The sequence below is a fragment of the uncultured Marixanthomonas sp. genome, from assembly GCF_963974425.1.
Lineage (GTDB): Bacteria > Bacteroidota > Bacteroidia > Flavobacteriales > Flavobacteriaceae > Marixanthomonas.
In genome coordinates this window covers 1-25079 of the sequence record NZ_CAXBCK010000035.1, presented here as the reverse complement: position 1 = coordinate 25079, position 25079 = coordinate 1, and the positions used below count along the sequence as shown (strand labels likewise).

At 36.0% G+C, this 25079-nt stretch carries 28 protein-coding genes; 8 read left to right on the top strand and 20 right to left on the bottom strand.

Annotated features, from left to right (window positions below; all coding sequences use genetic code 11):
• Positions 1-23 precede the first annotated feature (23 nt).
• The 3 genes from AACZ92_RS11130 to AACZ92_RS11120 are packed head-to-tail and all read right to left on the bottom strand — an operon-like array spanning position 24 to position 1980.
• Positions 24-503, bottom strand: a complete 480-nt coding sequence (locus AACZ92_RS11130) for a thioesterase family protein (protein WP_339701183.1) — start codon at positions 501-503, stop codon at positions 24-26.
• Positions 494-1357, bottom strand: coding sequence for an alpha/beta hydrolase (locus AACZ92_RS11125; protein WP_339701180.1), 864 nt, complete (start codon positions 1355-1357; stop codon positions 494-496). The genes AACZ92_RS11130 and AACZ92_RS11125 overlap by 10 nt, the downstream gene beginning before the upstream one ends.
• Before the next feature lie 32 nt (positions 1358-1389).
• Positions 1390-1980: a TetR/AcrR family transcriptional regulator gene (locus AACZ92_RS11120; RefSeq protein ID WP_339701177.1), complete on the bottom strand. Its 591-nt coding sequence runs from the start codon at positions 1978-1980 to the stop codon at positions 1390-1392.
• 100 nt (positions 1981-2080) lie between these two features.
• Between AACZ92_RS11120 and AACZ92_RS11115 the strand changes: the two genes are divergently transcribed.
• The 5 genes from AACZ92_RS11115 (at position 2081) to AACZ92_RS11095 (ending at position 6514) form a co-directional block, all read left to right on the top strand.
• On the top strand, positions 2081-3043 hold the full coding sequence (locus AACZ92_RS11115; RefSeq protein WP_339701174.1) for an alpha/beta fold hydrolase: 963 nt from the start codon (positions 2081-2083) through the stop codon (positions 3041-3043).
• An 80-nt stretch (positions 3044-3123) separates the two neighbouring features.
• Positions 3124-3981: a YicC/YloC family endoribonuclease gene (locus AACZ92_RS11110; RefSeq protein ID WP_339701171.1), complete on the top strand. Its 858-nt coding sequence runs from the start codon at positions 3124-3126 to the stop codon at positions 3979-3981.
• Complete coding sequence (gmk, locus tag AACZ92_RS11105; RefSeq protein ID WP_339701168.1) at positions 3981-4577, top strand: guanylate kinase; 597 nt, start codon at positions 3981-3983, stop codon at positions 4575-4577. The genes AACZ92_RS11110 and gmk overlap by 1 nt, the downstream gene beginning before the upstream one ends.
• The gene (nadD, locus tag AACZ92_RS11100) at positions 4578-5168 is read left to right on the top strand and encodes a nicotinate (nicotinamide) nucleotide adenylyltransferase (protein ID WP_339701165.1); all 591 of its coding nucleotides are present in this window, start codon (positions 4578-4580) and stop codon (positions 5166-5168) included.
• 341 nt (positions 5169-5509) lie between these two features.
• Positions 5510-6514: an NAD(P)H-dependent glycerol-3-phosphate dehydrogenase gene (locus AACZ92_RS11095; RefSeq protein WP_339701162.1), complete on the top strand. Its 1005-nt coding sequence runs from the start codon at positions 5510-5512 to the stop codon at positions 6512-6514.
• On the opposite strand, the gene AACZ92_RS11090 is transcribed toward AACZ92_RS11095, so the two are convergent.
• From AACZ92_RS11090 to AACZ92_RS11075, 4 genes are read right to left on the bottom strand one after another with little or no spacing between them, the layout of a single operon-like run.
• Entirely contained in the window at positions 6515-6910 is a 396-nt protein-coding gene (locus tag AACZ92_RS11090) for a hypothetical protein (protein WP_339701159.1), read from the bottom strand.
• 6 nt (positions 6911-6916) lie between these two features.
• Entirely contained in the window at positions 6917-7084 is a 168-nt protein-coding gene (locus AACZ92_RS11085) for a hypothetical protein (RefSeq protein ID WP_339701156.1), read from the bottom strand.
• A 41-nt stretch (positions 7085-7125) separates the two neighbouring features.
• On the bottom strand, positions 7126-8145 hold the full coding sequence (gene pheS, locus AACZ92_RS11080) for a phenylalanine--tRNA ligase subunit alpha (protein WP_339701153.1): 1020 nt from the start codon (positions 8143-8145) through the stop codon (positions 7126-7128).
• A gap of 41 nt (positions 8146-8186) precedes the next feature.
• Positions 8187-8543, bottom strand: a complete 357-nt coding sequence (locus tag AACZ92_RS11075; protein ID WP_339701150.1) for a hypothetical protein — start codon at positions 8541-8543, stop codon at positions 8187-8189.
• Between the two features lie 119 nt (positions 8544-8662).
• Between AACZ92_RS11075 and AACZ92_RS11070 the strand changes: the two genes are divergently transcribed.
• The gene (locus AACZ92_RS11070) at positions 8663-9220 is read left to right on the top strand and encodes a CvpA family protein (protein WP_339701147.1); all 558 of its coding nucleotides are present in this window, start codon (positions 8663-8665) and stop codon (positions 9218-9220) included.
• A gap of 41 nt (positions 9221-9261) precedes the next feature.
• Here AACZ92_RS11070 and AACZ92_RS11065 read toward each other — a convergent pair whose 3' ends face one another.
• From AACZ92_RS11065 to AACZ92_RS11005, 13 genes are all read right to left on the bottom strand, one after another.
• Positions 9262-11112, bottom strand: coding sequence for a SulP family inorganic anion transporter (locus AACZ92_RS11065; protein WP_339701144.1), 1851 nt, complete (start codon positions 11110-11112; stop codon positions 9262-9264).
• 10 nt (positions 11113-11122) lie between these two features.
• Positions 11123-11752: a carbonic anhydrase family protein gene (locus AACZ92_RS11060; RefSeq protein WP_339701141.1), complete on the bottom strand. Its 630-nt coding sequence runs from the start codon at positions 11750-11752 to the stop codon at positions 11123-11125.
• A 113-nt stretch (positions 11753-11865) separates the two neighbouring features.
• Positions 11866-12165, bottom strand: coding sequence for a hypothetical protein (locus tag AACZ92_RS11055; protein ID WP_339701138.1), 300 nt, complete (start codon positions 12163-12165; stop codon positions 11866-11868).
• A 69-nt stretch (positions 12166-12234) separates the two neighbouring features.
• The gene (locus tag AACZ92_RS11050) at positions 12235-12984 is read right to left on the bottom strand and encodes a tetratricopeptide repeat protein (protein WP_339701135.1); all 750 of its coding nucleotides are present in this window, start codon (positions 12982-12984) and stop codon (positions 12235-12237) included.
• Positions 12981-14723 (bottom strand): BatD family protein, encoded by a 1743-nt coding sequence (locus tag AACZ92_RS11045; protein ID WP_339701132.1) that lies wholly within the window; start codon positions 14721-14723, stop codon positions 12981-12983. The genes AACZ92_RS11050 and AACZ92_RS11045 overlap by 4 nt, the downstream gene beginning before the upstream one ends.
• A 39-nt stretch (positions 14724-14762) precedes the next feature.
• Positions 14763-15656, bottom strand: a complete 894-nt coding sequence (locus AACZ92_RS11040; RefSeq protein ID WP_339701130.1) for a tetratricopeptide repeat protein — start codon at positions 15654-15656, stop codon at positions 14763-14765.
• A 1-nt stretch (position 15657) separates the two neighbouring features.
• Complete coding sequence (locus AACZ92_RS11035; protein ID WP_339701127.1) at positions 15658-16707, bottom strand: VWA domain-containing protein; 1050 nt, start codon at positions 16705-16707, stop codon at positions 15658-15660.
• 60 nt (positions 16708-16767) lie between these two features.
• Positions 16768-17772: a VWA domain-containing protein gene (locus AACZ92_RS11030; RefSeq protein ID WP_339701125.1), complete on the bottom strand. Its 1005-nt coding sequence runs from the start codon at positions 17770-17772 to the stop codon at positions 16768-16770.
• Complete coding sequence (locus tag AACZ92_RS11025) at positions 17772-19451, bottom strand: DUF4381 domain-containing protein (RefSeq protein ID WP_339701123.1); 1680 nt, start codon at positions 19449-19451, stop codon at positions 17772-17774. Before AACZ92_RS11025 ends, AACZ92_RS11030 begins: the two co-directional genes overlap by 1 nt.
• A 6-nt stretch (positions 19452-19457) precedes the next feature.
• A complete protein-coding gene (locus AACZ92_RS11020; protein ID WP_339701121.1) occupies positions 19458-20324 on the bottom strand; it encodes a DUF58 domain-containing protein in 867 nt (288 codons plus the stop codon).
• A gap of 97 nt (positions 20325-20421) precedes the next feature.
• Entirely contained in the window at positions 20422-21426 is a 1005-nt protein-coding gene (locus AACZ92_RS11015; RefSeq protein ID WP_339701118.1) for a MoxR family ATPase, read from the bottom strand.
• 174 nt (positions 21427-21600) lie between these two features.
• Positions 21601-22014 carry a hypothetical protein gene (locus tag AACZ92_RS11010; RefSeq protein ID WP_339701115.1) on the bottom strand — a complete coding sequence of 138 codons (414 nt, stop codon included), beginning with the start codon at positions 22012-22014 and terminating at the stop codon, positions 21601-21603.
• A 146-nt stretch (positions 22015-22160) separates the two neighbouring features.
• Positions 22161-22958, bottom strand: coding sequence for a DUF4382 domain-containing protein (locus tag AACZ92_RS11005; protein ID WP_339701113.1), 798 nt, complete (start codon positions 22956-22958; stop codon positions 22161-22163).
• 147 nt (positions 22959-23105) lie between these two features.
• Between AACZ92_RS11005 and AACZ92_RS11000 the strand changes: the two genes are divergently transcribed.
• Positions 23106-23864: an SDR family NAD(P)-dependent oxidoreductase gene (locus AACZ92_RS11000; protein ID WP_339701111.1), complete on the top strand. Its 759-nt coding sequence runs from the start codon at positions 23106-23108 to the stop codon at positions 23862-23864.
• A gap of 192 nt (positions 23865-24056) precedes the next feature.
• On the top strand, positions 24057-25079 hold a 1023-nt coding region (locus tag AACZ92_RS10995), incomplete at its 3' end, for an ATP-binding protein (protein ID WP_339701108.1).

The following is a 25079-nucleotide window of genomic DNA, read 5'->3' as shown; positions in this document are numbered from 1 at the left end:
ATATATCGAAACCTCCGGTTGATTTATTGCTCTAAATCCTTCGGAAACTGCCCGTGTTTACGCGTATCCTCTTTGGTAATTGTTCTAAAATCATCAGTTTTATCAATACCATCTAAAAAGCTATAAAACTCTTTTGGTAACGGAACCAGTTTTCGTTCTTTAAGGTCAATCCAAGCGCCTAACATTTCGCAACGACCTAAGTTTCTTCCCTTATGGTCATAGAAATTGTGTACAAACTCAAAAAAAGTTCCTTTTTCCGAAAGTCCTCTTAATTGTAATGAAACACGTAGTGGTTTGCCAGGAAACGCTTCTTTAAAATAATACATACGTTCGTAGAGAGCCACTGGGCCTAAGTTCATTTCGGCTAAATGTTTTTGCCCAAACCCCTTTTCGCTAAAAAAACTCATTCGAGTATGGCTCATATAGTCTATAAATGCACTATTTCGTAAGTGGCGGTTGGCATCTACATCGTCCCAACGGATTTCAAATTCTTTTAAATACATAGTTCTTTTTGTTTAGTATTTTTTTCAGTTATATGGTTTATAATGGTTTCAACTGTTTCTGTTTCGGTAAGATTGTGGTCTTGACCGGTTGTAAACCAAGTTTGTATAGGTGTATTAGTAGCTTGTATTGCTTTTTTTATTTCTGAAATGGGCGTTATTTTATCAGATTCTTCATGAACCACAAATATTGATCTTTCAGCCTCATCAAAAAAATGTTTCATGGTAAGTTGTGATGCCGGGACTTTTAAAACGGAATCTACTTTTATTCCCAAATTATCAATAGTTTTATTTGATAGTTTTAGAGCGTCTCTAAAAAATCCATAAATGGAATTCATCCCTGCAGGAGCTCCCATAATGATATAGTCGTTAACCTGAATTTCTTTGTTAGCTAAAAAAGTATATGCACCTACTAAACTTCCTAAAGAATGACAAACTAAATGGTCTACGCCTCCTAATTTTTGAATTATAGCCTCGGTAGCCTGACGATACATCTCAATATTCATGGTCTTTCCTTTTGAAAGACCATGTGCTGGAGCATCTAATGAGTAAATGGTATATTCTGAAGTATCTAACTTATTAATATAAGGCTGCCATCTTTTAGAATGACTCATCCATCCGTGTAGAAAAAGTATTTTCTTAGGTCCGTTTCCCCATTTGTGTACCGCAATAGAAGCTTGAGGCACTTCAATGTATGATGTTTCAGCAGTTTCAAAAAAGTCATATCCCTCTTTTGAAATCGGCACGGCTTGCACCTTACACAACAATTTAAAAGCTTGTTCTCTATTCAGTTTAGGGAATAAAGGGGCTGTTGCGTTTAAGTATTTTCCTGTTAATTTGGTAAGTAACTTTTTCATTGAATTTTTAAATTTGAAAAATCAACACCTGTTTATATGGAGATTTCAGTAACTATGTTTCGTAAATGAGCAATGGTATGTGTAATTGCTTTTTTATCTCGTTGTAAACGGCTCATCATTATTCCGCCTTCTAGTGTAGCAATAAATATGGTGCTATAAAAAGCTACATCTGTATCAGGTTTCACTTGGTTATTCTTAATGCCGTTCTTAATTAACGTAGACACCGCATCTTTAAATTGTTGTAACATAGCGCAGGCTTGTTCGCGTAAAATCGGGTTTGCATCGTCTGCTTCTACAGCTGCATTCATTACGGGGCAACCGCCTTCATATAAAGGTGTATTCATATAATTTTCAAAAAAAGAAAAGATCGCCTCGATTTTAGTTCTGAAGTCTTTCGCTTCTTTAATGCTAGTCCCTATCTCACCAAACATAACTTTAGACAGTCGTTGCAATGCATGCTTTTCTAAATCGCCTTTGTTTTCAAAATGCCTGTAAATTGCTCCTTTGGTTAAGCCTGTGGCTTTAGTAATATCACTAATGGAAGTCGCCTTGTAACCCTGTGTATTAAACAAGTTTGCACTTTCATTGATAATCGTGTTTTTTGTTGCTTCTGCGTTTCGCATGGCACAAAGATACCGATTGGTATCTTAAATACAAAAAAGCACGAATACATTAACTACAAATTAAGAATTAGGTACTTTTGCAATTAAAACAAGCCTATGTATGCCACTAATTGAATCTACTTATTCCCCTAGCGGTATCTTTAAAAATGGGCATGTTGCCACAATTTATTCAGCTAAGTTGCGTCCTGTTCCAAAAGTAAAGCAGCATCGGGAACGCCTAGATCTTGAAGATGGTGATTTTTTAGATATTGATTTTTCGTATGCAAAAAATAAAACTTCAAAAGTGGCAATTATTCTGCACGGATTGGAAGGAAATGCACAGCGTCGTTATATAAAAGGGCAGGCAAAAAGCCTTACGAAACACGGTTGGGATGCCGTGGCTGTTAATTTTAGGGGGTGTAGTGGCGAACCAAACAAGTTGTTTTCTTCATACAATGCTGGTAAAACAGACGATTTGCAAGCCGTAGTTGATTTTCTTCTGAAGAAAGAAAAATATGATACTATATCTTTAATTGGTTTCAGTTTAGGCGGAAATTTAATGCTGAAATATTTAGGGGAGCGCAAAATACTTCCGAAGGAAATAAAAAGAGCTGTTGCCGTTTCTACTCCCTTAAATCTAAAGGGAACATTACAATCGCTTTCCAATTTCGACAATTGGATATATCGAACTTCCTTTTTACACAATCTTCGAAAGAAATTAAAAATTAAAGTGCAAAATTTCCCTGAAAAAATGAGCGCTTCAGATTTAAAACAAATAAAATCTTTACTAGATTTTGATAATTTATACACTGCTCCAGCACACGGTTTTAAGGACGCTTACGATTATTACAAACAAAATAGTAGCGGTCAATTTTTACCGAATATTACCATTCCTGTATTGATTTTAAACGCAAAAAACGATTCATTTTTAACCGAAGAAAGCTATCCCTATTCATTTGCAGAAACTTCAGAAAACATCTATTTAGAAACTCCTGAGTATGGTGGTCATGTAGGTTTTCATCAAACGAACGCAACCTATTACAGTGAAAACCGAGCGACTACTTTTCTAAATAGCAACAAGTAGTATAAAAATGAGTCAGCAGGCTTTAAATGCTAAGCTACTATATTCTAATTTACTACCTTTGCAACCATTAAATTGAAAATATGATCCAGTCGATGACCGGTTACGGCAAAAGCTTAGTGCAATTGCCTTCCAAAAAAATTACGGTTGAAATAAAATCGTTAAACAGCAAAAACCTTGATGTAAATGCGAGGGTTCCTTCAGCGTATCGTGAAAAGGAGTTAGAAATTCGGAAACAAATTTCGAAATCACTCTCTCGCGGGAAAGTAGATTTCAACCTCTACGTAGAGCAAACTAGTGAGGAAACTTCTACTGTAATTAACGAAGCAGCAGTTAAGCAATATATGAAACAATTGGCTCATATTACCGATGGCGACCCTGTTGAATTGATGAAAATGGCGGTTCGCTTTCCTGATGCTTTACAAACGGAACGTGATGAAGTTAATGAAACGGAATTCAATAAAATCACCGAGGCAGTTGCCGAAGCACTACAATCCATCAATCAATATAGAACCGACGAAGGGAAAGCGTTGGAAGCCGATTTTCAGAAACGTATAAACAATATTTCTTCGCTATTAGATGAAGTTATGGAGCTCGATCCACAACGCATGGACAATGTAAAAGAACGGTTGGCAAAAGCCGTAAGTGATTTAAAAGAAACGGTTGACGAAAATCGTTTTGAGCAAGAACTAGTTTATTACCTTGAAAAGTACGACATCACCGAAGAGCAAGTACGTTTGAGCAATCACCTATCTTATTTTTCTGAAACGTTACAAAATAAAACAAGTAACGGAAAAAAATTAGGCTTTATCTCTCAAGAAATTGGTCGTGAAATTAACACCATTGGTAGTAAAGCGAACTTTGCACCTATGCAACAAGTAGTTGTGCAAATGAAAGATGAACTGGAAAAAATTAAGGAACAAGCTTTAAATGTGTTGTAATGGAAGGAGGAAAATTATTTGTCTTTTCGGCACCGTCCGGAAGTGGTAAAACAACCATTGTACAATACTTACTCGCTCAAGAAGAATTAAATTTAGACTTCTCAATATCGTGTACTTCCCGAGAACCAAGAGGTGACGAAGAACACGGCAAAGATTATTATTTTATCAGTTTAAAAGACTTTAAACAACACATTAAAAACGGTGATTTTTTAGAGTGGGAAGAAGTATATCGCGATAATTTCTACGGAACATTAAAATCTGAAGTAGAACGCATCTGGGCGCAAGGTAAAAATGTAATTTTTGATATAGATGTGGTTGGCGGACTTCGGATAAAAAAGAAATATCCTGAGAAAACTTTGGCTGTTTTTGTGAAACCTCCAAGTGTGGATGAATTAAAACGCAGGCTTAAAAAGAGAAAAACTGAAAGTGATGAGCGTATTAACATGCGTATTGCGAAAGCTTCAGTAGAACTAGCGACGGCTCCACAGTTTGACTATATTATTAAAAACAACGACTTGGACACCGCCTTAAACGAAGCGAAAGAATTAGTATCCGGTTTTATAAAAAATGGCCATCCCGAACAAGAAGAAGAGTAAATGGTTAAAGCAAAAAAAATAGGGCTTTATTTTGGGACCTTCAATCCTATTCACGTGGGACACCTCATTATTGCTAATCACCTAGTTGAAAATAGTGATTTAGATGAAATCTGGATGGTAGTAACGCCACACAATCCACATAAAAAAAAGAAAACGCTGCTTGAAGACCATCACCGTTTGGCTATGGTGCGTATTGCACTAGAAGAATACCCAAAACTTAAAGCCAGCAATATTGAGTTTGATCTACCACAGCCCAATTATACTACCAACACTTTAGCACATCTAGAGGAAAAGTATCCTGAAAAATTATTTTCCTTAATAATGGGTGAGGATAATTTAAAGAGCTTCCATAAGTGGAAAAACTTTGAAGTTATTCTAGACCGATACGCTATCTATGTATATCCTAGAATTTCTGAAGGAACCATTGAAACTCAATTTGATGGTCATCCCAAAATCACAAAAGTAGACGCCCCAATTATGGAACTCTCTTCAACTTTTATAAGAAAAGGGATACAATCAGGAATGAATATTCGTCCTATGTTACCCCATACCGTTTGGAAGTATTTGGATGAAATGAATTTTTATAAATAATCTTATCCTTATACAACGAGAAACCGCCCCAACTGACTAAATTAAACAGTGTGAGACGGCTTCTACTAACCAACCAAAAAAAGGGTTTATATATTTTTCTGAATTATTTTAAAATTCAGTTTTTCTTGTTCTCTTATAACGCAAAGTTTGGGGGATTCTTATTTAAACACTCATAATCCATTGTTAAATAATCTATATCCCTAAAACAATAATATTTCAGTTTTAAAAGATTCAAAACACGTGCCAAGTTTTTTAAATGATTTGTTCTATTCTTGAAATTTGCACTTTAATTCGAGCCTTGACAATAATTGCGTACTTTTGAAACAATTGAAAACTTAATTATGACAGAAAGACCAAAATTTGCCGTTTTTGGCGGCGGAAGCTGGGCAACCGCCATTGTGAAAATGCTATGTGAAAATCTAGATGAAGTAGGTTGGTACATGCGTAACACATATGCACTAGACCATATTAAAAAAGAAGACCACAACCCCAATTACTTAAGTTCTGTAGAGTTTAAAGTTTCGCAGCTTAAATTGAGTAATGACATCAATGAAATGGTAGAGTACGCAGACTACCTCATCTTTGTTATCCCCTCGGCATTTGTAGAAACCGAACTTAAAAAACTTACTGTTTCTCTTGAAGAAAAAGTGATCTTTTCGGCGATAAAAGGGATTGTTCCTGAAACCAGCTTAATTGTTGGTGATCACTTTAACACCCATTATAACGTCGCTTTTAATAATATTGGCGTTATTTCCGGCCCTTGTCATGCCGAAGAGGTCGCTTTAGAACGTTTGTCTTATTTAACCATTGCCTGCGCCGATGAAGAAAAAGCCAAGTTAGTTGCAGATACATTGTCTAGCGATTATATAAAATGTACCACCAGCGATGACGTAATGGGCACCGAATATGCAGCCATGCTTAAAAACATCTATGCCATTGCTGCCGGAATTGCACACGGTCTGGGTTATGGAGATAACTTTCAGAGCGTATTGATGAGCAATGCCATACGCGAGATGAAAAAGTACGTGAAGAAAGTACACAAAATGAAACGTAACATTAATGATTCTGCCTATTTAGGTGATTTGCTAGTTACGGGCTATTCTGTATTTAGCCGAAATAGAATGTTTGGTAATATGATTGGGAAAGGCTACACTGTAAAAAGTGCCCAAATGGAAATGAGTATGATTGCCGAAGGGTATTACGCCACCAAAAGTGCCTATAACCTCAACCAAGCAAAAGGGAAGAAAAAAGCTAAAACACCAATTATAACTGCTGTGTATAATATTTTATATGAGGGGAAAGACCCAAAAAAGGTATTTACGAAGTTAACAGATAAGTTGGATTAATCACCGAGCTAAAACTCCATCCTTTTTCACTACAGGAAGTGAAACGGCATTATCCTGAATGGCAGCATTTGCTGGAATTTCAAAACGTTTGTCGTATAGCTTGTCGCCAATAAAATAGGTGACGGTAAAAAAGTTGTTTACTTTCAATACGTTTTCTTCCAAATATTCAATCTTAGCATATCCTTTAGCCGGTAATAATTGGATTGTTTTCCGCATCGGGGCGGTCATTTTTTTACAATCGTAGCCTTGTGATATAATGATGACGGTTTCTAACGGTTCGGAATTGTCATTAATAATATAGGCGTTCCAATCGTACGTTTTAAACTCCTCGTTAAACTCGTTAACCGCAGCTATATAAACGTTCTTCACTTCAGGGATTATAATATCTTTACGCATACAGAATCAATCTTTTTTAACTTTCCAAGTAATCCACACGCCTAACAAAGCCAAGGCAAATATTCCTAAGAAAATACTACCCACTATAATTTTTATAGCGGCAATTACAAAAGTAAGGTAGGCAACTACTAATAGTGCAACGATTAAAAAACCAACAATTAAATATTTTTTCATCTGTTTTTAGGTTTTAATCAGTACTTGTGAGAGGTTATTTTTTATAATACACTTTTAAACTGTTGCAAAAAGCGAAGGTCATTTTCACTTAACATGCGAATGTCTGGTATTTGGTGTAGTAATAAAGCAATACGGTCTATTCCCATCCCGAAAGCGAAACCAGAATACTCTTCAGAATCTATTCCGCAATTTTCAAGGACGTTAGGATCTACCATACCACAACCCATAATTTCTAACCAACCAGTACCTTTGGTCATTTTATAATCGGTTTCGGTTTCTAATCCCCAATACACATCTACTTCGGCACTTGGCTCGGTAAACGGAAAGTAAGAAGGTCGCAACCGTATTTTAGATTTTCCGAACAATTCCGTAGTGAAATATTGAAGCGTCTGTTTTAAATCTGCAAAGCTTACGCCTTTATCAACATACAATCCTTCTACTTGATGAAAAAAGCAATGTGACCGTGCTGAAATAGCTTCATTTCTATATACACGCCCTGGTGAAATAGTACGAATAGGCGGTTTATTATTTTCCATGTACCGAACTTGAACGGTCGATGTATGCGTACGTAACATAATATCAGGATCGGTCTGTACAAAAAAGGTATCCTGCATATCCCGAGCTGGGTGGTATTCGGGTAAATTTAAAGCTGTAAAGTTATGCCAATCATCTTCAATTTCCGGTCCTTCAGATACATTAAAACCAATACGAGAAAATATTTCGGTAATTTTATTCTTAACGACAGAAATAGGGTGGCGCGAACCTAGTTCAATCGGTTCACCTGGACGAGAAAGATCGCCATACACACCTTTAATCTCTTCTTTCGCTTCTAAAGTTGCCTTTATAGCATCTACTTTTTCTTGAGCCGCATTTTTAAGTGTATTAATCGTCTGCCCAAATTCCTTTTTTTGTTCGTTAGGAACATTTTTGAATTCAGCAAAAAAGTCGTTCAATAACCCTTTCTTTCCAAGGTATTTTATTCGAAATTTCTCTACTTCGTCTTTTGAAGTTGTTGTAAATGCTTCAACTTCGGCAATATGTTCTTTAATTTTATCTAGCATACCCATATTATTGTGGATGGCAAAATTACATAAATTATTGGCTATTTAATCACTTCCTTTTCAAGGAAATAATGCACAATCGCTTCTTTCATTAATACACTCTGCTCACCTGCCTTTAAAGGTGGTAGCTGTTCTAGCATTTTATAGTGTGGCCAACTTTGATCGTCAAAATATTCAAACTCGTAATACCCAAAAGGTTCTAGCAACCTGCAAATAGCAATGTGCATCAAGTTTATTTTATCATCTTTTTTAAACCGCCTGTGCAATTGTCCTAATTCCTGTACACCAATTAAATAAATAATCGCATCCAAGTCTAGTTGCTCGCCATCGGCAAAACGGTCGCTCAATAGCTTAACCACCGCTTCCCATTGTTGTTTTAATTGTTCGTCTCTTGCCATAAATTATAGGTACAAAGATACGTCTTTAAAATACCAAAAGGCAAACTGAAAAAGCGTAAAAACACAGTTTGCATTACCCGATATTTTTAGAAATAGTATATTTACTTCAAACTTATAGTATGGTCACAATCGACATTATTCTCGGCGTTATTTTGCTCATCGCTTTTTATCTAGGCTTTAAAAAAGGGTTGTTTGTCACCCTTGCTTCTTTAATAGGTATAATTGCTGGGGTTTATGGTGCGATTTACTTTTCGCATTATGCAGCAGATTTTCTTTCAAGCCGATTTGACTGGAGCACGCAAACCACCAATTTAGCAGCTTTTGCCGTTACGTTTTTAATTATTGTCTTTGTGGTTTCATTGGCCGGAAAGCTGTTGACTAAAATAGCAGACTTTGCTGCTTTGGGAATAGTAAACAAACTATTAGGAGCCGTTTTTAGCGTTTTAAAATATGCTTTTATAGTAAGTGTAATCTTTATGTTTGTAAATGCATCAGAAAGCTATACTATTGTTTCGGAAGAACAACGACATGAATCTATTTTATATCCGCCTGTAGCATCCTTAGCTCCGTTAGTGCTTCCTCATATTTTAAGAGAAGTGGATGATTTCAGAAATGATGAAGAGCTTATAGATCCAGAACCTGAAATTCAAGAAAAAGATACCGATTCAGTTATATAACAAGTATAAAAAAAGCCCCGCTTTCGCGAGGCTTTGAAATATTAAACTTCATCTTCTACATTGTTTTTAATGTAGATTATCGTTTCTTTAAAATTATCAAAGATTCGTTCTTCTGGAACCAAATCTGGGATAATATCGATTTTTTCCATCAAGATCCGTGGTTGCATCTGTAACTGCTCAAAAATGATTTTCACCTTTCTTCTTCGCAATTCTAACAACACTTCTTCCATGGCATATAAACCTGATTGATCCATATATGGAACTTTCCCCATACGAATTACAACATGTTTTGCTGTATTTGGAATTTGTTCGGATAAGAGCTGAAAATCTGATGTGTATCCAAAGAACAAAGGTCCTTCCAATCTTTTGATAAAAACTTCTTCACGAAACTTATTTGGAAATTCTACTTCGTCTTTCCAAGGTAACGCTAATTCATCTGCATTGTCTAGAGGCACTACTTTAGATTGGTCTGCTGTAAGATCTCCCATTTTCTTCATGAAAATTACAGAGGCCAAAATTAGACCAATACCTACAGCATATACAAGATTCCAGAATACAGAAAGTACTAAAACTACCATCATTACAGCAATTTCACTTTTCTGCATCTTAGGAATTGCTTTAAGACCTTTATAATCCATAACGCCAATACCCACAGTAATTAATATTCCGGCCAATACTGCTGCTGGAATTTGTGATGCTACTGGACCTAATGCTAATAATATCACTAAAAGTAATATAGCTGCAACCATACCCGAAAGACGTGTAGTACCACCAGATTTGATGTTTACCACCGTACGGATAGTTGCTCCTGCACCAGGTATACCCCCAAAAATAGCTGCAACACTGTTACCAATACCTTGACCTACCAATTCTTTGTTAGGCTTGTGTTTTGTTTTGGTCATATTATCTGCTACAACAGAAGTTAACAGCGAATCAATTGCCCCTAAAAATGCCAACGTCAATGCACTAAATACATATGGGGAAATTTTTCCAAAACTAAAACTTGCAAACATATCGAGATTTGGCATTGGAAAACCACCAGGAATTTGTTCAATTGGACGATAATCAAGGTTTAAAAAGTAAGCCCCTGCTGAAACAACTAATAATGCTACCAGCGTACTAGGCACCGCAGTTGTAATACGTTTAAAACCATAAATTATAAAAATAGTCAAGGCTGCCAAGGCAAATTCTAACCAACTAATACTGCTTATAGCTCTAGGAAGTGATTTTATCGCTCCTAAAACTCCTGAACTTTCAGATTGTGCCAGTGTAGTTGCTTCTTTATTGATTTCAGCTTCGTTTATCCCTTCAGCCCGTATTATGGTTTCTTTAAAGTCTTCCAGTACTAAAATACCTTCTCCAGCTTCGTCTTTTAATATTTTATCTAAGAGAACCTCTTCTGCTTGTGGTTTAAATTCGTTAATATATGCAGTATCATCTTCAGCGTAATAACCTAACATAGGCAATACTTGAGTTACCAATATAATTACCCCAATGGCAGTCATAAAACCAGAAACAACAGGGTAAGGTATATACCGAATGTATTTACCTATACCAACGACTCCCATAACAACCTGAAATAATCCAGCCAATAAGAAAACCAGCAATATATATGGCAATGCTTGTTCTACACTACCATTGTTAGCCGTAATAATCCCAGCTATAACAATCATAGAAACGGCTGTCATAGGTGCCGTAGGACCGGATATTTGTGTATTTGTTCCTCCAAAAAGGGAAGCAAAAAAACAAATCATTATCGCACCATATAGTCCAGCGGCTGGTCCAAGACCAGATTGAACACCAAAGGCTAATGCTAATGGTAGTGCTACAATCCCTGCGGTGATACCACCAAAGAGATTGCCTTTAAAATTTGTAAATATTCCTTTAAACATAGTTTTCTATTTAGTTGTAAAATGTTACTTCGCCTGTACTTACATTGTACATAGCGCCTACTATTTTTATCTCGTTATTCTCTTCCATTTCGGTTAAAAGAGGGCTTTGTTTACGCATGTTATCTAAGGTGTGGTGAACATTTGTTTTAGATACTTCGTTTACAAAATCTGTATTACTAGATGTTCTTTGTGAGGCGTCTTTCGGCTCTTCTACAGCTGCAACGGCTGGCTTAATTTTAGAAACCAAACTTGTTATATTGCCCAGCTCTACATCATCGCAAGCCCCTTTTACTGCTCCACATGAAGTATGACCTAACACCACAACCAATTTTGAGCCAGCTACTTTACAACCGTACTCAATGCTTCCTAAAATGTCTTTGTCAACAATATTACCGGCTACGCGTGCACTAAATACATCACCAATTCCTTGATCAAATACTATTTCAGCAGGAACACGAGAGTCTATACGGCTTAAAATGACAGCAAAAGGATATTGTCCCCCTTGTGTGTCCTTAACTTGCTCTAGTAAGTTTCTGTCTGCTTTAGAGTTATTAGTAAATCGCTTGTTACCTTCCTTTAAAATATCTAACGCTGTATTAGGTGTTAGTTTTGCTTGTGTCTCTTTTGTATGAGCTTTCATAAGTATTGAAATTTTATAGTTATATAATATATCTACACGGCTATAAATCATAGCAATGTACTATTTCTATCAAACTTTGATAGATTAGATTTTCTTTAAATTAATGTAAGTTATTAGGATAGAACCCGTTCCGGAGGTGGTAAAAGGGTTTCATGATAAACAGGTTTCCAAGTTTTTAAATACGGAAACTGAACTCGTTGTTTTAATTCTGTCATTAACGAAAAATCTAGAATCAAATTTTTTTGTGAAGTGTTCGTTTGTTTTGGTCCAACTTTAAAACCATCGGTACTTTCTTCTTCGTTCATTGAAAAATAAGAAGTCATATCAATCTCCGCATCTACCAAATACACCATTACGGGCATTACTAGAAAAGACGAGAAAATTAATAAAAAGAAAATACTTTTTAATTTCAATACGCGATGTTTTTAAAAGTTACAAAAATAGTGTTTTAGAGGTAATTTCCTGTTAACTATTTATTAAATCTATAACTGTTTTAAATCATTTACAGGCATCCAACCGTCTTTACCATCAGCCAATTCTATACGTACCCAGTTTTGTTCGTTTCCAATAATCTGTACTTTGGTACCTTCGTGAAGTTCAAAAGCTGTTTCGCTACCCATAGTGGGCTCTCCTTTTACTTCGGTTTTTTCAGCAAAAATAATGGCGGGTTTATTTTTATTAAAATCCATATAGGTTTGAAAAGCCATAACCAAAGCAGCTATGCAAACAACTACTGAAAAAATAGAGGTGGTAAAATATACGCGCTTTTTCGTTTCTGAAATAGAAAACCAATATAACAGAAAAAGCAATACAAATAATCCAACACCTATTACCGAAACAATAGCCCAGCCGTTGTACGTAAATACTCCTGACACGCTTTTATACCATCTGGAAAAGATAGTTTTAGGCAAAGGTTCAATTACATCTATTCGGGCGTTTTCAGCAAAAGCAAGATTCGTTTTTATATCATCATCATTGGGTTGTAACTGAAGTGCTTTTTCAAAATAATATATACTTGGCCCAATATTATTAAGCTTATAATGGGCGTTGCCAAGATTAAAATACAGCTCTGAAGATTGCTGCCCATTGTCAACAATTTTTTTCCAATTGGTTACCGCTTCGCTAAATTTAGCATTTTTATAATTTTCTTTTCCCTGCTCAAACAAGGCTTCGTTTTGAGTAAATCCCAGAACGGAAACCAATAGCATACCAAGTATCAATAATTTCTTCATGATTCTGGATATTGAATTTGTTTGTCAATTTCTGAAATAACCGAAACGGCTTTATTATAATCCTCTTTAATTTCAACAGTTGAAGTTGGAGTGTAACGCGCAAACTCACAACTTTTAAACAAGGTTATAAATTGAGTAACGGTTTGCGACTCCACACTTCTTTCTGAAAGGAGTATCGCAATACGTTCTTTACTGAAGTCTGACGTTTCGATATTTAATTTTGCTTTTAAGTAATTGTGTAAAGCCCTTTCTAACGATTCATAGAAAACAGCTTTATTGCTCATTTGCTTTTTAGCTTCACTTAGGTATTTTTTAGCAAGTTTATTTGCTCTACGCAATCGGTTTCCTTGTACATCGGCCAATCGCTGCTGTCGTTTTCTTCCCGCTAATATAAATATTGGAATAAGCAATAACGGTCCTCCTAACAATGACCAAAATAAAGTAGATTTGAAGAAGGATTCACTAGCGATAGGCTCCAAGTTAGTATCTAGTTTTATAAACTTAAATTGTTCTTTATCTAGTACCAACTCTTGTTTTTCTGAAGCATCATTATTTGCAGAAGCTGTAACAGGACCATTCTCTACATCTATTATAATCTCTTCAGAAGAAAGCGTTTTATAGGTTTCGGTCTTCGGATCAAAATAGGAGAAGGTAAGCGGTCTAATAGGGTAATTACCTTTAAATTGTGGTACAACCGTGTGATTTTCGGTTACTGAACCATTCATCCCACTTCGAGTAGTACGGACTTTTTCAGAACGTTCTGGCTCATAAATTTCTAATGAACTAGGCAAGGTTACACTTGGTAACTCGAATAATTTTAAATTTCCTGTTCCAGAAACTGTAGTGGTAAGTTCTAACGATTCGTTAGCATCTAGTTTGTTTTTATTAACCGAAACATCAAAGCTGTAATCGCCTACTGCACCAGCAAAGTCATCAGGTTTTCCCTCTAAAGGCAATGGTTTTACATTAATGCTTCTTTTTCCGGCAGAAATAGTTTTATTAACTCGTGTAGTGACTCTTCTTCCGAAGAAATCACGCCGATTTGTTGGCACATCGATAGGAACATCTAGTGTGAGTGGTTCTATTTCTAATTCGCCTGTTTTTTGTGGGTAAAGCACGGTCGTTCGCAACACAACATAGCGATAATCTTCGCCTTGATATTTACCTTCATAAACTTTAAAGTTTCCTTGGTTATCGATATTCTGACTCCAGAAATCGGCAAATTTTGGGGTGTCAATTTCTCGCCAGCTACTGGTAATACTTACATCGTGTGAAACATACATTTTATAAACCACAGTAATAGCTTCGTTTAAAAATGGTCTGTTGTTTGAAATCTCAGCAACTAAATGCACTTTCTCACTGGCTATATAATCTGCATTGTTACCGTCTTGTGGTCTAGAAACCGCAGCTGTAACTTGTACTTGAATAGGTAAACTTTTATAGGTCTCGCCATCAATTTCAATAGTTGCTTGACCAATGGTAAATTTCCCTTGTGACTGTGGAGAAAGGAAATATGAATAGGTTTTACTATAACTACGCTTACCATTAATATAAGAGTTGCTAATGGCTTGATTTGGGCCGCCAACGACTCGGAAACCATTAAAATCTGGCGGATTAAAGTTATCGCCATCCTGGTTCATTTCAAAATCTATGCGCAGTCGTTCATTAATACCCAATCTTTTTTTGCTCACTTTAGCATCAAAAGTTACTTGTGCAAACGAGCCTGCGCTGCACAGCATAAGAATCAATATGTAAAGAATATAATTAGGTTTCATCATCTACCAATCTTTCTCCGACTTTATTTTGGCGCCTTTTTGTTTTTCGGCATTCATTTTATCTTGAACCTTTTTCTCTTCGTTGTTCATCGCTTCTAATAAGCTTTTTACTTGCTGTGGCGAAAGTTGACCAGGAACAGGTTGTTGCTGTTGCTGCTGAGGTTTATCTCCCTTACCTTGATCCTTATCTTTAGGTTCATCAGGTTTTCCTTTATCTTCCTTATCATCACCTTCTTTTTTATCGTCTTGTTTATCACCTTTGTCATTTTCCTCTTTTTCGTCCCCTTTATCTCCTTCGTCGCTTTTATCGTCTTGATTTTGTTTATCCTTATTGTCTTTGTTGTCTTCGTTTTTATCTTTATTATCGTCATCACCGCCATCACCTTGTGGTGGATTTTTCTCCAACATTTCTTTTGCCAATGCTAAATTATAACGAGTTTCGTCATCTGTTGGATTATTGCGAAGGGCATTTTTATAAGCTTCAACCGCGTCTTGGTATTTTTTTTGGTTCATAAACACATTCCCAAGATTATGAAATGCTTTGTGTTTTTCAGCCTTTGAAGTGCCTACTGAAGCTGCTTGCTTATAACGGAGCATGGCTTCACTGCTTTTACTTTTGTTGTAATACGCATTTCCTAAATTGTACTTCGGAATTTCGCTTCCAGGGTTTAATGATATGGCTTTTCGGTAATCTGCTTCGGCTACAGGAAAATTTTCATCTTGCAACTCTAAGCTTGCATTGCTCATTAATTCCTTAGATTGACGTATTTCTTTTTTCTGAAGTTTCGTTTGCTGTTTATTTGAAGTTTGTGAAAACGTTTCAGTAGAAAAACTAAAAGCCAATACCACTAAAAGTAGTTTTAAAATAGTAGTTATTTCAGAAAGTTTCGGTTTCATATTATTTGTCTTCTTTAGCTCCTTCATTAAATAAGTTGAGTCTTTTTACCCACGCTGTTTTTCTTTCTAACAGCAACACATCTATTAACAACAAAAATAATGCCCCACCTAAAAACCATTGAAATTGATCTTTAAAATCGGTGAATTGTTTGGCTTCAAATTCTTTTTTATCCATTCCGTTAAGGATTGCTGTCACCGTATCAACCACTTCCTTAGTGCTGCTTCCATTAATATATTCGCCATTTGCCTCTTCAGCAATTTCTTTTAACGTTTCTTCTCCTAAACGAGTAATAACCTGTTCATTATTTTGGTCGCGTTTATAGTTCTGGAGGATGCCATTTCGCTTTATCGGAATAGGGCCTCCTTGAAGTGTTCCCACACCAATGGTGTAGATTTTTATTCCTTTTTGTGCAGCTTCTTCTGCAATGCCTGCAACGTTCCCTTCGTGATCTTCTCCATCTGAAACGATAAACAGCACTCTATTGGTTTGTTCTTCGTCGTTATAATAGGTTTCGGCCATTTGTATGGCCTCGTTAATAGCTGTTCCTTGGGAAGAAACCATATCAGTATTCATTCCATTTAAAAACAGCTTGGTTGAAGAAAAATCGGTCGTAATTGGTACTTGCGGAAAAGCACTCCCAGCATACCCGATAATACCAATACGATCACCCGCTAGACTATTTATTATCTGCGTGACTAACTGTTTTGACTTTTCTAAACGGTTGGGCGCGATATCTTCGGCCAACATACTTTTTGAAACATCTAATGCAAACACCACATCTACGCCTTCACGTTTCACGGTTTCTAATTTGGTACCAATTTTTGGGTTAACCATCGCAAAACTTAAGCATGCAATTGCCAAGCAAACAACCAAAACTTTTAAAATAGACTTAAAAACTGATTGGTTGGGACTCAATTTTTTTAATAACTGTTTGTCTGCAAATTTTTTCTGGGTATGTTTTTTCCAAGCCAATACCAATAAAAATAGCACGACCACTGCCGGAATGGCGAACAGTATGTAAAAATATATGGGTTGTTCTAATTGGTACATAAGATTTCCTGCGTAGGCAGGAATTTTTTTTTGTTATTCCTTAATTATCTATTCTTCTTTTTAAATAAAACTTCTAAACACCGTATATCGAAGTAATAGTTCTATCAATAATAATCCTAAAGCTAGGAATACTAAAGGGCGAAACATTTCTTCATAATTAGTGTATTTAAATTCCTCTATATCTGTTTTTTCCAGTTTGTTTATTTCGTTGTAAATTTCATTCAGCTTTGTGGTACTAGTTGCTCTAAAGTATTGTCCGCCGGTAGTTTCAGCTATTTCTTTTAATAATTCTTCATCAATTTCAACTTGAATACTTCCATATTGAAAACTACCGTTAGGCCTCAAACCTATTGGCGACATAGCCAAACCATTTGTTCCCAAACCAATGGTATATACTTTAATACCAAACTCTACCGCCAATTCACTCGCAATTTTAGGGTCTATAAATCCGCTGTTGTTTACACCGTCAGTTAATAAAATAATCACTTTACTTTTTGCTCGGCTTTCTTTTAATCGGTTTACAGCAGTACCTAACCCCATCCCAATTGCGGTTCCGCCTTCGATAACGGTATTGTATTCCATACTTTTTAAAGATGACAACACAACAGTTTTGTCACTAGTGAGCGGGTTTTTAGTATAACTTTCGCCAGCATATTCAACCAACCCAATACGATCATTTGGTCGGGCTTGTATAAAACGGGCTGCTACAGTTTTTAAGGCTTCAAGTCGGTTTGGTTTTAAATCGCGCGCCAACATACTTGCTGAAACATCAATCGCCATCACAATATCAATCCCTTTTGTTGTTTTAATACGTGTAGATTCATCTACTGTTCTAGGGCGTGCCAAGGCTACTATTATTGCTGCCAAAGCCAATAAACGTAAAACAAACAATATGGGTTTTAGTCTAGCTATCCAATTTTTTCCGCTTTTAAAGCCTTTCACACTGGAAATTTTTAAGGTAGCGGTTTGTTTATTCCGTTTCCACAGATACCATGCAACTAGCACCGGAAGCGCTAACAACAACCAGAAAAAAATAGGGTTTACAAATTCAAAATTTTCAAACATTATTTTTCTGAAATTTCAAGTTCTACGGAATTAATAATTCTGTCTTTTACATCTTCAGCAAAACGGCCATCGTCTTCTTGATATACTACTAAAACTTGCTGTACACCGCCCTTTTGAGCAAACAACAGCAGTTCGTAACTACTCGTTTCTTTTAATACTTTGTCGTCTGAAACTTGTACGTTGAACTTACCATAAGCTTTTAAACCCGTAATGCCTTTTTCGGTTTCAAAACCTTCACGTTTTACCAGCATATTTTTAGCACCCCTTTTTTCAAGGTTTGTCAAAGCTTCGTCCATTAATCCTTCTAAATCTGCTTCCGCCTGTCCTTTTTGTTGTCCTTGCGCAGTTTCTTTATACATTGTTGTATTTAACCAAATGTATAAAGGATCGGTTATTTCACCTTGTGTAAATACACTTGCATTGGCAACACGCATATTTTGCGATTCGGGTATTTCAACTTCGGTTCGAACTAAAACTTCTGGGGTTTCTATAATGATAGCCGGATCTCCATATTCACTTTTAATCCAACGGTTTTCAGCTAACTCACGTATTTCGTTACCAATTACAAAGTCTTTAAGGTTATTAAACCCTTTTACACCTCCATAAACAGCACCGGCAATAAGAGCAACCACTAATAGACCCAAGGCGCCATATGCCCATTTTTTACGAACACGCTTTTTACGTTGTGCTTCTTGGTATTCGGCATTTTCTTGTAATTCTTCTTCGGTTGGTTCTGGGATTACCTCTTTGGTCTCGTTTATAATTTCTTCAATGGTTTTCCTGTCAGACGATGCTTGCCCTTCGGCTTGGTACATTTTGGCGAATTTTACCAAATCGGCTCGTTTTAAAATAGTATCGAGTCTTCGGATGGTTTCATTACTGAATTCAAAATTACCAGAATCTTTATGCAGCTGTAAACGAGCAATTAATTCATCTGAAGTACTTTCCAAAGCAGTTTCATCAACTTCTCTATCTAAATACCGTTTTATAATTTCGGTTAAATGCGAGTAATATTCCTTTGGTTTATTCTCCTTTAAATAAGTAGAAGTGTCGAGCGTATGTAGCGCCGTAATTGCTTCTTCATAGGGTGGCAATTGTTCTTCTTTGGCGTCTTTTAATTTTTTTCTTCGGAATAAAATATAACCTACAATCGCTAAAATGATAACGATTGGAATAAGCCACAACAATAATGTTTTAAGATCGAAAGGTGGTTCATCTACCTCGATAGCAGGTTTTATATCAAACATCTGCTGTTTAGTTGTATCGACTACGACATCACGAACCTCAACAGAAACAGAATCGGTTCCAAATCGCTTATCGTTAATAACCACTTGTTGTTGCGGAATGGTATAACGCCCTGAATCGAACTGTGTAAGACCATATTTTTTGATTAAGCGATACTTTGCCTGCTCAAAAGTAGTATCGATTTTATACGATTCGATTACCTCTAAAGGTGTGAAGGTCTGACCTTCGGGGAAAACCACCAAATCGGTTGAATCTGCTTCCACCTGAATACTATAAACAATCTCTTCTCCAATTTTAATGGAAGTAGAATCTACTGAAGACGTCACTTGAGCTTCAGCAAAAAAAGTAACTAGAAAAAAGAAAAAAGAAGCGAAAAAATATCGCTGCTTAGTTTTCAAAAACAAGTATGTAATATGTTTTTTATTCTCTTTCATTATAATTTATGCTCTGTGTTTAAAATAACCCAGTAATTTTTTTACGTAGCTTTCATCCACGCGGCAGCTTAATGCTCCAGCGCCACTTTTAGTAAATGATTCTTGAAAATAAGCTACTCGTTCTCTGTAATATTTATTATAATTTGTTCTAACAGACTTTGAATTGGTGTTTACTAACATGAGTTCACCTGTTTCAGAATCTTGCATTTGCACCATTCCTAGATTAGGAATTTCCTCTTCGCGTTTATCATACACCCGAATTCCTGTTACGTCATGTTTTCTAGCTACAATCCGCAGCGTGTCTTTATAATTATCTGTAATAAAATCGGAAAGCACAAAAACGATGGCTTTCTTTTTCATTACGTTGGTTAGGTATTTTAAAGCTTGCGATAAATCTGTTTTTTCACTTTTTGGTTGAAATTCTAATAACTCCCGAATTAGGCGCAATACGTGTGATTTTCCTTTTTTAGGTGGAATAAAAAGCTCTATTTCATCTGAAAATAGAATCAATCCAATTTTATCATTATTCTGAAGTGCTGAAAAAGCAAGTGTTGCAGCTATTTCAGTAATAATTTCATTTTTAAACTGAGAATCTGTTCCGAAGAATTCAGAACCACTAATATCTGCTACAAGCATTAAAGTAAGCTCGCGTTCCTCTTCAAAAACTTTTACAAAAGGTTCATTGTATCGAGCAGTAACGTTCCAATCAATACTTCGAACATCATCACCAAATTGGTATTGGCGCACTTCGCTAAAGGTCATCCCACGACCTTTAAACGTACTATGATATTCGCCACCAAAAACGTGGTCGCTTAACCGACGCGTTTTGATTTCGATTTTTCGTACTTTTTTAAGAAGTTCTTTTGTATCCATTATTCCAGTAGTCAATATTCAATAAGTAGTGGGGCAGTAAAAAACAGTAGTCAGACAACAAAACTGCATACTGACCACTGCTTACTGCGTACTGTTTTTATGGTACCTCGATTACATTTACAATTTTGTTTATGATATCTTCTGAAGTAATATTTTCTGCTTCAGCTTCGTAGGTAATCCCAATACGGTGACGCAACACATCGTGAACCACGGCGCGAACATCTTCTGGAATTACATACCCTCTTTGTTTAATAAACGCATAACACTTTGAAGCAACTGCCAAATTTATACTACCACGAGGGGAAGCTCCAAAACCAATTAGGTGCTTTAAATCGTCTAATTTATAATTTTCAGGATTTCTTGTTGCGAAAATAATGTCTAGAATGTATTGTTCAATCTTTTCGTCCATGTATACTTCCCGAGCGGCTTGCTGTGCGCGTAAAATTTGATCTATTGTCACAACAGGGTTTACTTTTTCAAAACCGCCTTTTAGATTTTGACGCATAATCAATTGCTCTTCGGCAATCTTAGGATAGTTTATAACTGTTTTAAGCATAAAACGGTCAACCTGCGCTTCAGGTAACGGATATGTTCCTTCCTGCTCAATTGGGTTTTGGGTCGCCATTACCAAAAATGGCTTATCTAAGATAAAAGTTTCTTCTCCAATGGTCACCTGCTTTTCTTGCATCGCTTCTAATAAAGCCGATTGCACTTTCGCCGGCGCCCGGTTAATCTCATCTGCCAATACAAAGTTGGCAAAAATTGGTCCTTTTTTAATACTGAAATCGTTCACCTTCATGTTGTAAATCATCGTACCAACAACATCGGCAGGAAGTAAATCTGGTGTAAACTGTATCCGGCTAAATGAACCGTGTACCGCTTTTGAAAGCGTATTAATAGCCAATGTTTTTGCTAAACCCGGTACACCTTCAAGAAGAATGTGTCCTTGGCCTAAAAGACCAATAAGCAACCGTTCGACCATATGTTTTTGGCCTACAATTACTTTGTTTATTTCCATGGAAAGGATGTTTACAAATGCACTTTCCTTTTCAATTTTTTCATTTAACGCGCCAATATCCAAGGCAGTATCTGTTTGATCCATACTTTAAAATTTCAAATAGTAAACATTTCTATATACAGTCTCGCAAATTGTATATTTATTGCTAAAAAGGCTGTTAATAAAGGGTTAAAAAATTCATCTTAATAGACGACATAAAAAAAGCACCGTTTCTTAAAGTAAAGTTACAGTGCTGTTAAAGTTTTTTTCATAAACCAATTAGTTGGAAGCCACTGTAACAGTACCTAAAGCGGTTACTTCACCTATTTTCACCTTAACATTTTCAAAAGTTTGTTCGGGCAACTTACTATCTTCCGTCTTTATTTTTACAGTATAATTTCCTTCTGGAAAACCTGTAATAAAAAATTCACCTACATCATTTGTGGTTCCTGTAATTTTTTCTTCAGAATTTGTCGCCACAATTGATACTTCAGAATTGGGGGCTATTACACTTCCCATAATAGCACCATCTGTTTTTGTGGTTTCGGTTTCTTCGTTAGCAACTTCAGTTTTATTGGCAGAACTTTCATTTGAAGTATTGTTATTTCCGCCAAATATATTGTTGTTACTACTACAGCTAATAAATAAGGCTGTAACAGTAATTAATAGACTTGTTTTTATGTAAGATTTCATAGTTAATTGGTTTTTGCTTACTACTAATATAGCTAGTTATAACAGCTCTTTCGGAAGAATTAACATTGATTAACGGGCGCTTTAACGTGTGGTTAACGAAAAAAGGAGGTTTAAAAACCTCCCTTTCCCTTTCTATTATAATTAGATTATAATTCTAAATTTATTTCTCCCACAGTTGTAATTTCACCTACTTCAACAATGACATTATCAATTATTACAGGGGGAAAGTTTAAATCAGGATCTGCTTCAAACTTTAAATCATAATTACCTTCTAAAATACCTTGAAGTACAAATTTACCTTGTGCATCTGTATAAGCAGAAATTTCTTCCCCCTCACCGGTTGTTGTTGTAACTAAAACAGGGGTATCGGTAACTGGAATTACAGAGCCAGAAATAGCACCAGTTTCTGCTACTGTTGTAGCCCTAATAACCGGTTTTAGCAAATAACCTCCGTTACCTTGTTCTACAATAGACTCCTCAACATTGAAATCTAACATAAACTCATAAAAAATTCCTCCTTCAAGGGTTTCATTCACTTGAATTTTCAATCCAGATTGTTGAGCACTTGGAGTTTGAAGCGGAATTGTTTCGCCATCAACTACTACTGTATTATCATCACCAAGAACTAATCGAATTTGACTAATAGAACCCGTAGGTAGCTCTTCATCTACCAAAACAACTGAAACACCACCGGTAAGTTCCAATAAATTGTAAATCCCTGCATCTACATCATCAATAAATACTTCGTCTTCTTCTCCGTTGTATTTTACTACTACATCTTCCACATCTATAAATACTGCTTCATAATCCCCAGGAGCATCTGTCAATTCAATAGAAACTCTCGCAGTTTCATCAGTATTGCTCTCTGAAGAGTCATCATCACTACAGGATACAAATCCTACAGTAAGAATGGCTATGCATATAAATTTTAAAAAAGTTTTCATGTTATTTTTAATTTTAGGTTTGTATGCGCACAATATATTTATGAATTAAAAAAAGTAAAATTTACTTAACATTGATTAACTTTCCCTTTAACTCTATTTAACGGTAAAAACGGTAATACCTACTATCTTTAGAAAACTTTATATTTTATGAATAAAACTGCTTTAATAACTGGTGCCACTTCAGGGATTGGACGCGCTATCGCTAAAAATTTTGCTAATAACGGATTGCATGTCATTCTCTGCGGAAGAAGGCAAGAACGGCTTGATGCACTTCAAAAAGAGCTTTCAGAAATTACAAAAGTACATACCTTGAATTTTGATGTTCGAGATAAAGAGGTTGTTTTTAAGCAACTTCAAAACCTACCTGAACCATTTTCAAAAATCGATATTTTAATAAACAACGCCGGAAATGCCCATGGAAAAGACCCTATTGATGAAGGAAACACAGACGATTGGGATGCGATGATTGATATTAACGTAAAAGGATTATTATATGTTACTAAAGCCATCCTTCCGCAGATGATTGAGCGAAAATCTGGACATATCATTAATATAGGGTCTACCGCTGGGAAAGAAGTCTATCCAACTGGGAATGTCTACTGCGCAAGCAAACACGCCGTAGACGCTATAAACGAGGGAATGCGGCTAGACCTAAACGGAAAAGGCATAAAAATTGGTGCTATTAATCCAGGGTTGGTCGAAACCGAGTTTAGCGAAGTGCGTTATAAAGGTGACACCGAGAAAGCCGATAAAGTTTATCAAGGTTACACGCCTTTGCAACCGGAAGATATTGCAGACATAATTTGGTTTGCTGTAACCCGACCGCCACATGTAAATATAGCCGATTTAACCGTGATGTGTTTAGACCAATCGTCGAGTGTGATTGTGAATAAGGATTCGGTTTAATTTGGCTTCGATACAATTTACTATCAAATTGACACATTTTGATAGTAAATCACTCAGCCACCTTTAATGAAGAGAACAATGTAAGGTTTCTGAGTGGTTTTTAAAGATGCGGTACGCATCTTTAAAAATTGTATCGAAGGACCCAATCAAAAAGACATCTTAAAAACATAATAATCAATAACTTTTTTAACCGTGATCAATAAACGACTTCTTATCAAAAACTTGCTCGCCCATAACGACGAGAGCAGTTTCTATGATAAAAAGCGAAAGATTGATCTGGGCAGTAAAGAAGGAAAAGCCAAGTTTTTAAAACACATTTGTGCGCTGAGCAACAGCAACCCAAAAAACAACTCGTTTATCGTAGTGGGTGTGGAAGATGAAGCAAACGAAATACGAGGAGTTGATTTTTTCGACGATAGCAAGCTTCAAAACTTAGTCAATGCCTACTTGACCAATGCGCCGTTAATCAGTTATGAAAATGTGATGTTTCCACATTTACCGCCGGATAAAGTAGTGGGATTAGTAACCATTCGCCCAACAGGGGAAATCACTTCGCTTCGGAAGAACATTTGGAAATATTGGGGCGGCAGCATTTTTCTTCGAGACGGAAGTATTTCGATGCCAAAGGATTTTGATATTGTAATAAAAGATGTGAATTCTGAAATTGTAAAATCTATTGAAAACAAGGCAAAAAATAACATTGAGCACACTTTAGATGGTGTAATCGATTTTATGAACAACCGCCACGACGAGCTCGAATCACACTACAAAGTTTTTAAAGAGCAGTTTGTTGTTTGCTGGGCCGGAAATACCAAACAAGTTAAAAAGGACATCTATTATTCCCGGGTAGATATTGAATTAATTAACGAGCAAGTACGTTTGTTTTATTCTGCTTTAGATGAAGTGACCATCGAAGTAACCGATAATCATTTTAAAACGATAGAATATGTAAGTTTAGGGCTGAACAACCGCCAAGAACATTACCCGCTAGAAGAAGTGGTGATTACTTTTCAAGAAAATGGATCGTACAAAATCGACTCTAAAATGATTTTTGAACCGCCACGTTTCAACAAAAAGACATTGCACCATATTTACAATGCTAATAATGCCCTTTTAGAAAAAATAAAAAATGAACACGTTTTATCGAATTATGAACGAATTGATTTAAAAAATTTACCCGCCACCTATTTAATTTGCTATTTAAATGATTTTGAA

Bases quoted from the DNA above. Each gene is read 5' to 3' on its own strand.
- AACZ92_RS11020 (WP_339701121.1), bottom strand. From the start codon at position 20,324: ATGGATACAAAAGAACTTCTTAAAAAAGTACGAAAAATCGAAATCAAA.
- AACZ92_RS11125 (WP_339701180.1), bottom strand. From the start codon at position 1,357: ATGAAAAAGTTACTTACCAAATTAACAGGAAAATACTTAAACGCAACA.
- AACZ92_RS11005 (WP_339701113.1), bottom strand. From the start codon at position 22,958: ATGAAAACTTTTTTAAAATTTATATGCATAGCCATTCTTACTGTAGGA.
- AACZ92_RS11115 (WP_339701174.1), top strand. From the start codon at position 2,081: ATGCCACTAATTGAATCTACTTATTCCCCTAGCGGTATCTTTAAAAAT.
- AACZ92_RS11035 (WP_339701127.1), bottom strand. From the start codon at position 16,707: ATGTACCAATTAGAACAACCCATATATTTTTACATACTGTTCGCCATT.
- AACZ92_RS11015 (WP_339701118.1), bottom strand. From the start codon at position 21,426: ATGGATCAAACAGATACTGCCTTGGATATTGGCGCGTTAAATGAAAAA.
- AACZ92_RS11060 (WP_339701141.1), bottom strand. From the start codon at position 11,752: ATGAAAGCTCATACAAAAGAGACACAAGCAAAACTAACACCTAATACA.
- AACZ92_RS11065 (WP_339701144.1), bottom strand. From the start codon at position 11,112: ATGTTTAAAGGAATATTTACAAATTTTAAAGGCAATCTCTTTGGTGGT.
- gmk (WP_339701168.1), top strand. From the start codon at position 3,981: ATGGAAGGAGGAAAATTATTTGTCTTTTCGGCACCGTCCGGAAGTGGT.
- AACZ92_RS11110 (WP_339701171.1), top strand. From the start codon at position 3,124: ATGATCCAGTCGATGACCGGTTACGGCAAAAGCTTAGTGCAATTGCCT.
- AACZ92_RS11095 (WP_339701162.1), top strand. From the start codon at position 5,510: ATGACAGAAAGACCAAAATTTGCCGTTTTTGGCGGCGGAAGCTGGGCA.
- AACZ92_RS11010 (WP_339701115.1), bottom strand. From the start codon at position 22,014: ATGAAATCTTACATAAAAACAAGTCTATTAATTACTGTTACAGCCTTA.
- AACZ92_RS11075 (WP_339701150.1), bottom strand. From the start codon at position 8,543: ATGGCAAGAGACGAACAATTAAAACAACAATGGGAAGCGGTGGTTAAG.
- AACZ92_RS11070 (WP_339701147.1), top strand. From the start codon at position 8,663: ATGGTCACAATCGACATTATTCTCGGCGTTATTTTGCTCATCGCTTTT.
- AACZ92_RS11130 (WP_339701183.1), bottom strand. From the start codon at position 503: ATGTATTTAAAAGAATTTGAAATCCGTTGGGACGATGTAGATGCCAAC.
- AACZ92_RS11085 (WP_339701156.1), bottom strand. From the start codon at position 7,084: ATGAAAAAATATTTAATTGTTGGTTTTTTAATCGTTGCACTATTAGTA.
- AACZ92_RS11045 (WP_339701132.1), bottom strand. From the start codon at position 14,723: ATGCTGTGCAGCGCAGGCTCGTTTGCACAAGTAACTTTTGATGCTAAA.
- AACZ92_RS11025 (WP_339701123.1), bottom strand. From the start codon at position 19,451: ATGAAAGAGAATAAAAAACATATTACATACTTGTTTTTGAAAACTAAG.
- AACZ92_RS11050 (WP_339701135.1), bottom strand. From the start codon at position 12,984: ATGAAGAAATTATTGATACTTGGTATGCTATTGGTTTCCGTTCTGGGA.
- AACZ92_RS11040 (WP_339701130.1), bottom strand. From the start codon at position 15,656: ATGAAACCGAAACTTTCTGAAATAACTACTATTTTAAAACTACTTTTA.
- AACZ92_RS11120 (WP_339701177.1), bottom strand. From the start codon at position 1,980: ATGCGAAACGCAGAAGCAACAAAAAACACGATTATCAATGAAAGTGCA.
- pheS (WP_339701153.1), bottom strand. From the start codon at position 8,145: ATGCTAGATAAAATTAAAGAACATATTGCCGAAGTTGAAGCATTTACA.
- AACZ92_RS11030 (WP_339701125.1), bottom strand. From the start codon at position 17,772: ATGTTTGAAAATTTTGAATTTGTAAACCCTATTTTTTTCTGGTTGTTG.
- nadD (WP_339701165.1), top strand. From the start codon at position 4,578: ATGGTTAAAGCAAAAAAAATAGGGCTTTATTTTGGGACCTTCAATCCT.
- AACZ92_RS11000 (WP_339701111.1), top strand. From the start codon at position 23,106: ATGAATAAAACTGCTTTAATAACTGGTGCCACTTCAGGGATTGGACGC.
- AACZ92_RS11090 (WP_339701159.1), bottom strand. From the start codon at position 6,910: ATGCGTAAAGATATTATAATCCCTGAAGTGAAGAACGTTTATATAGCT.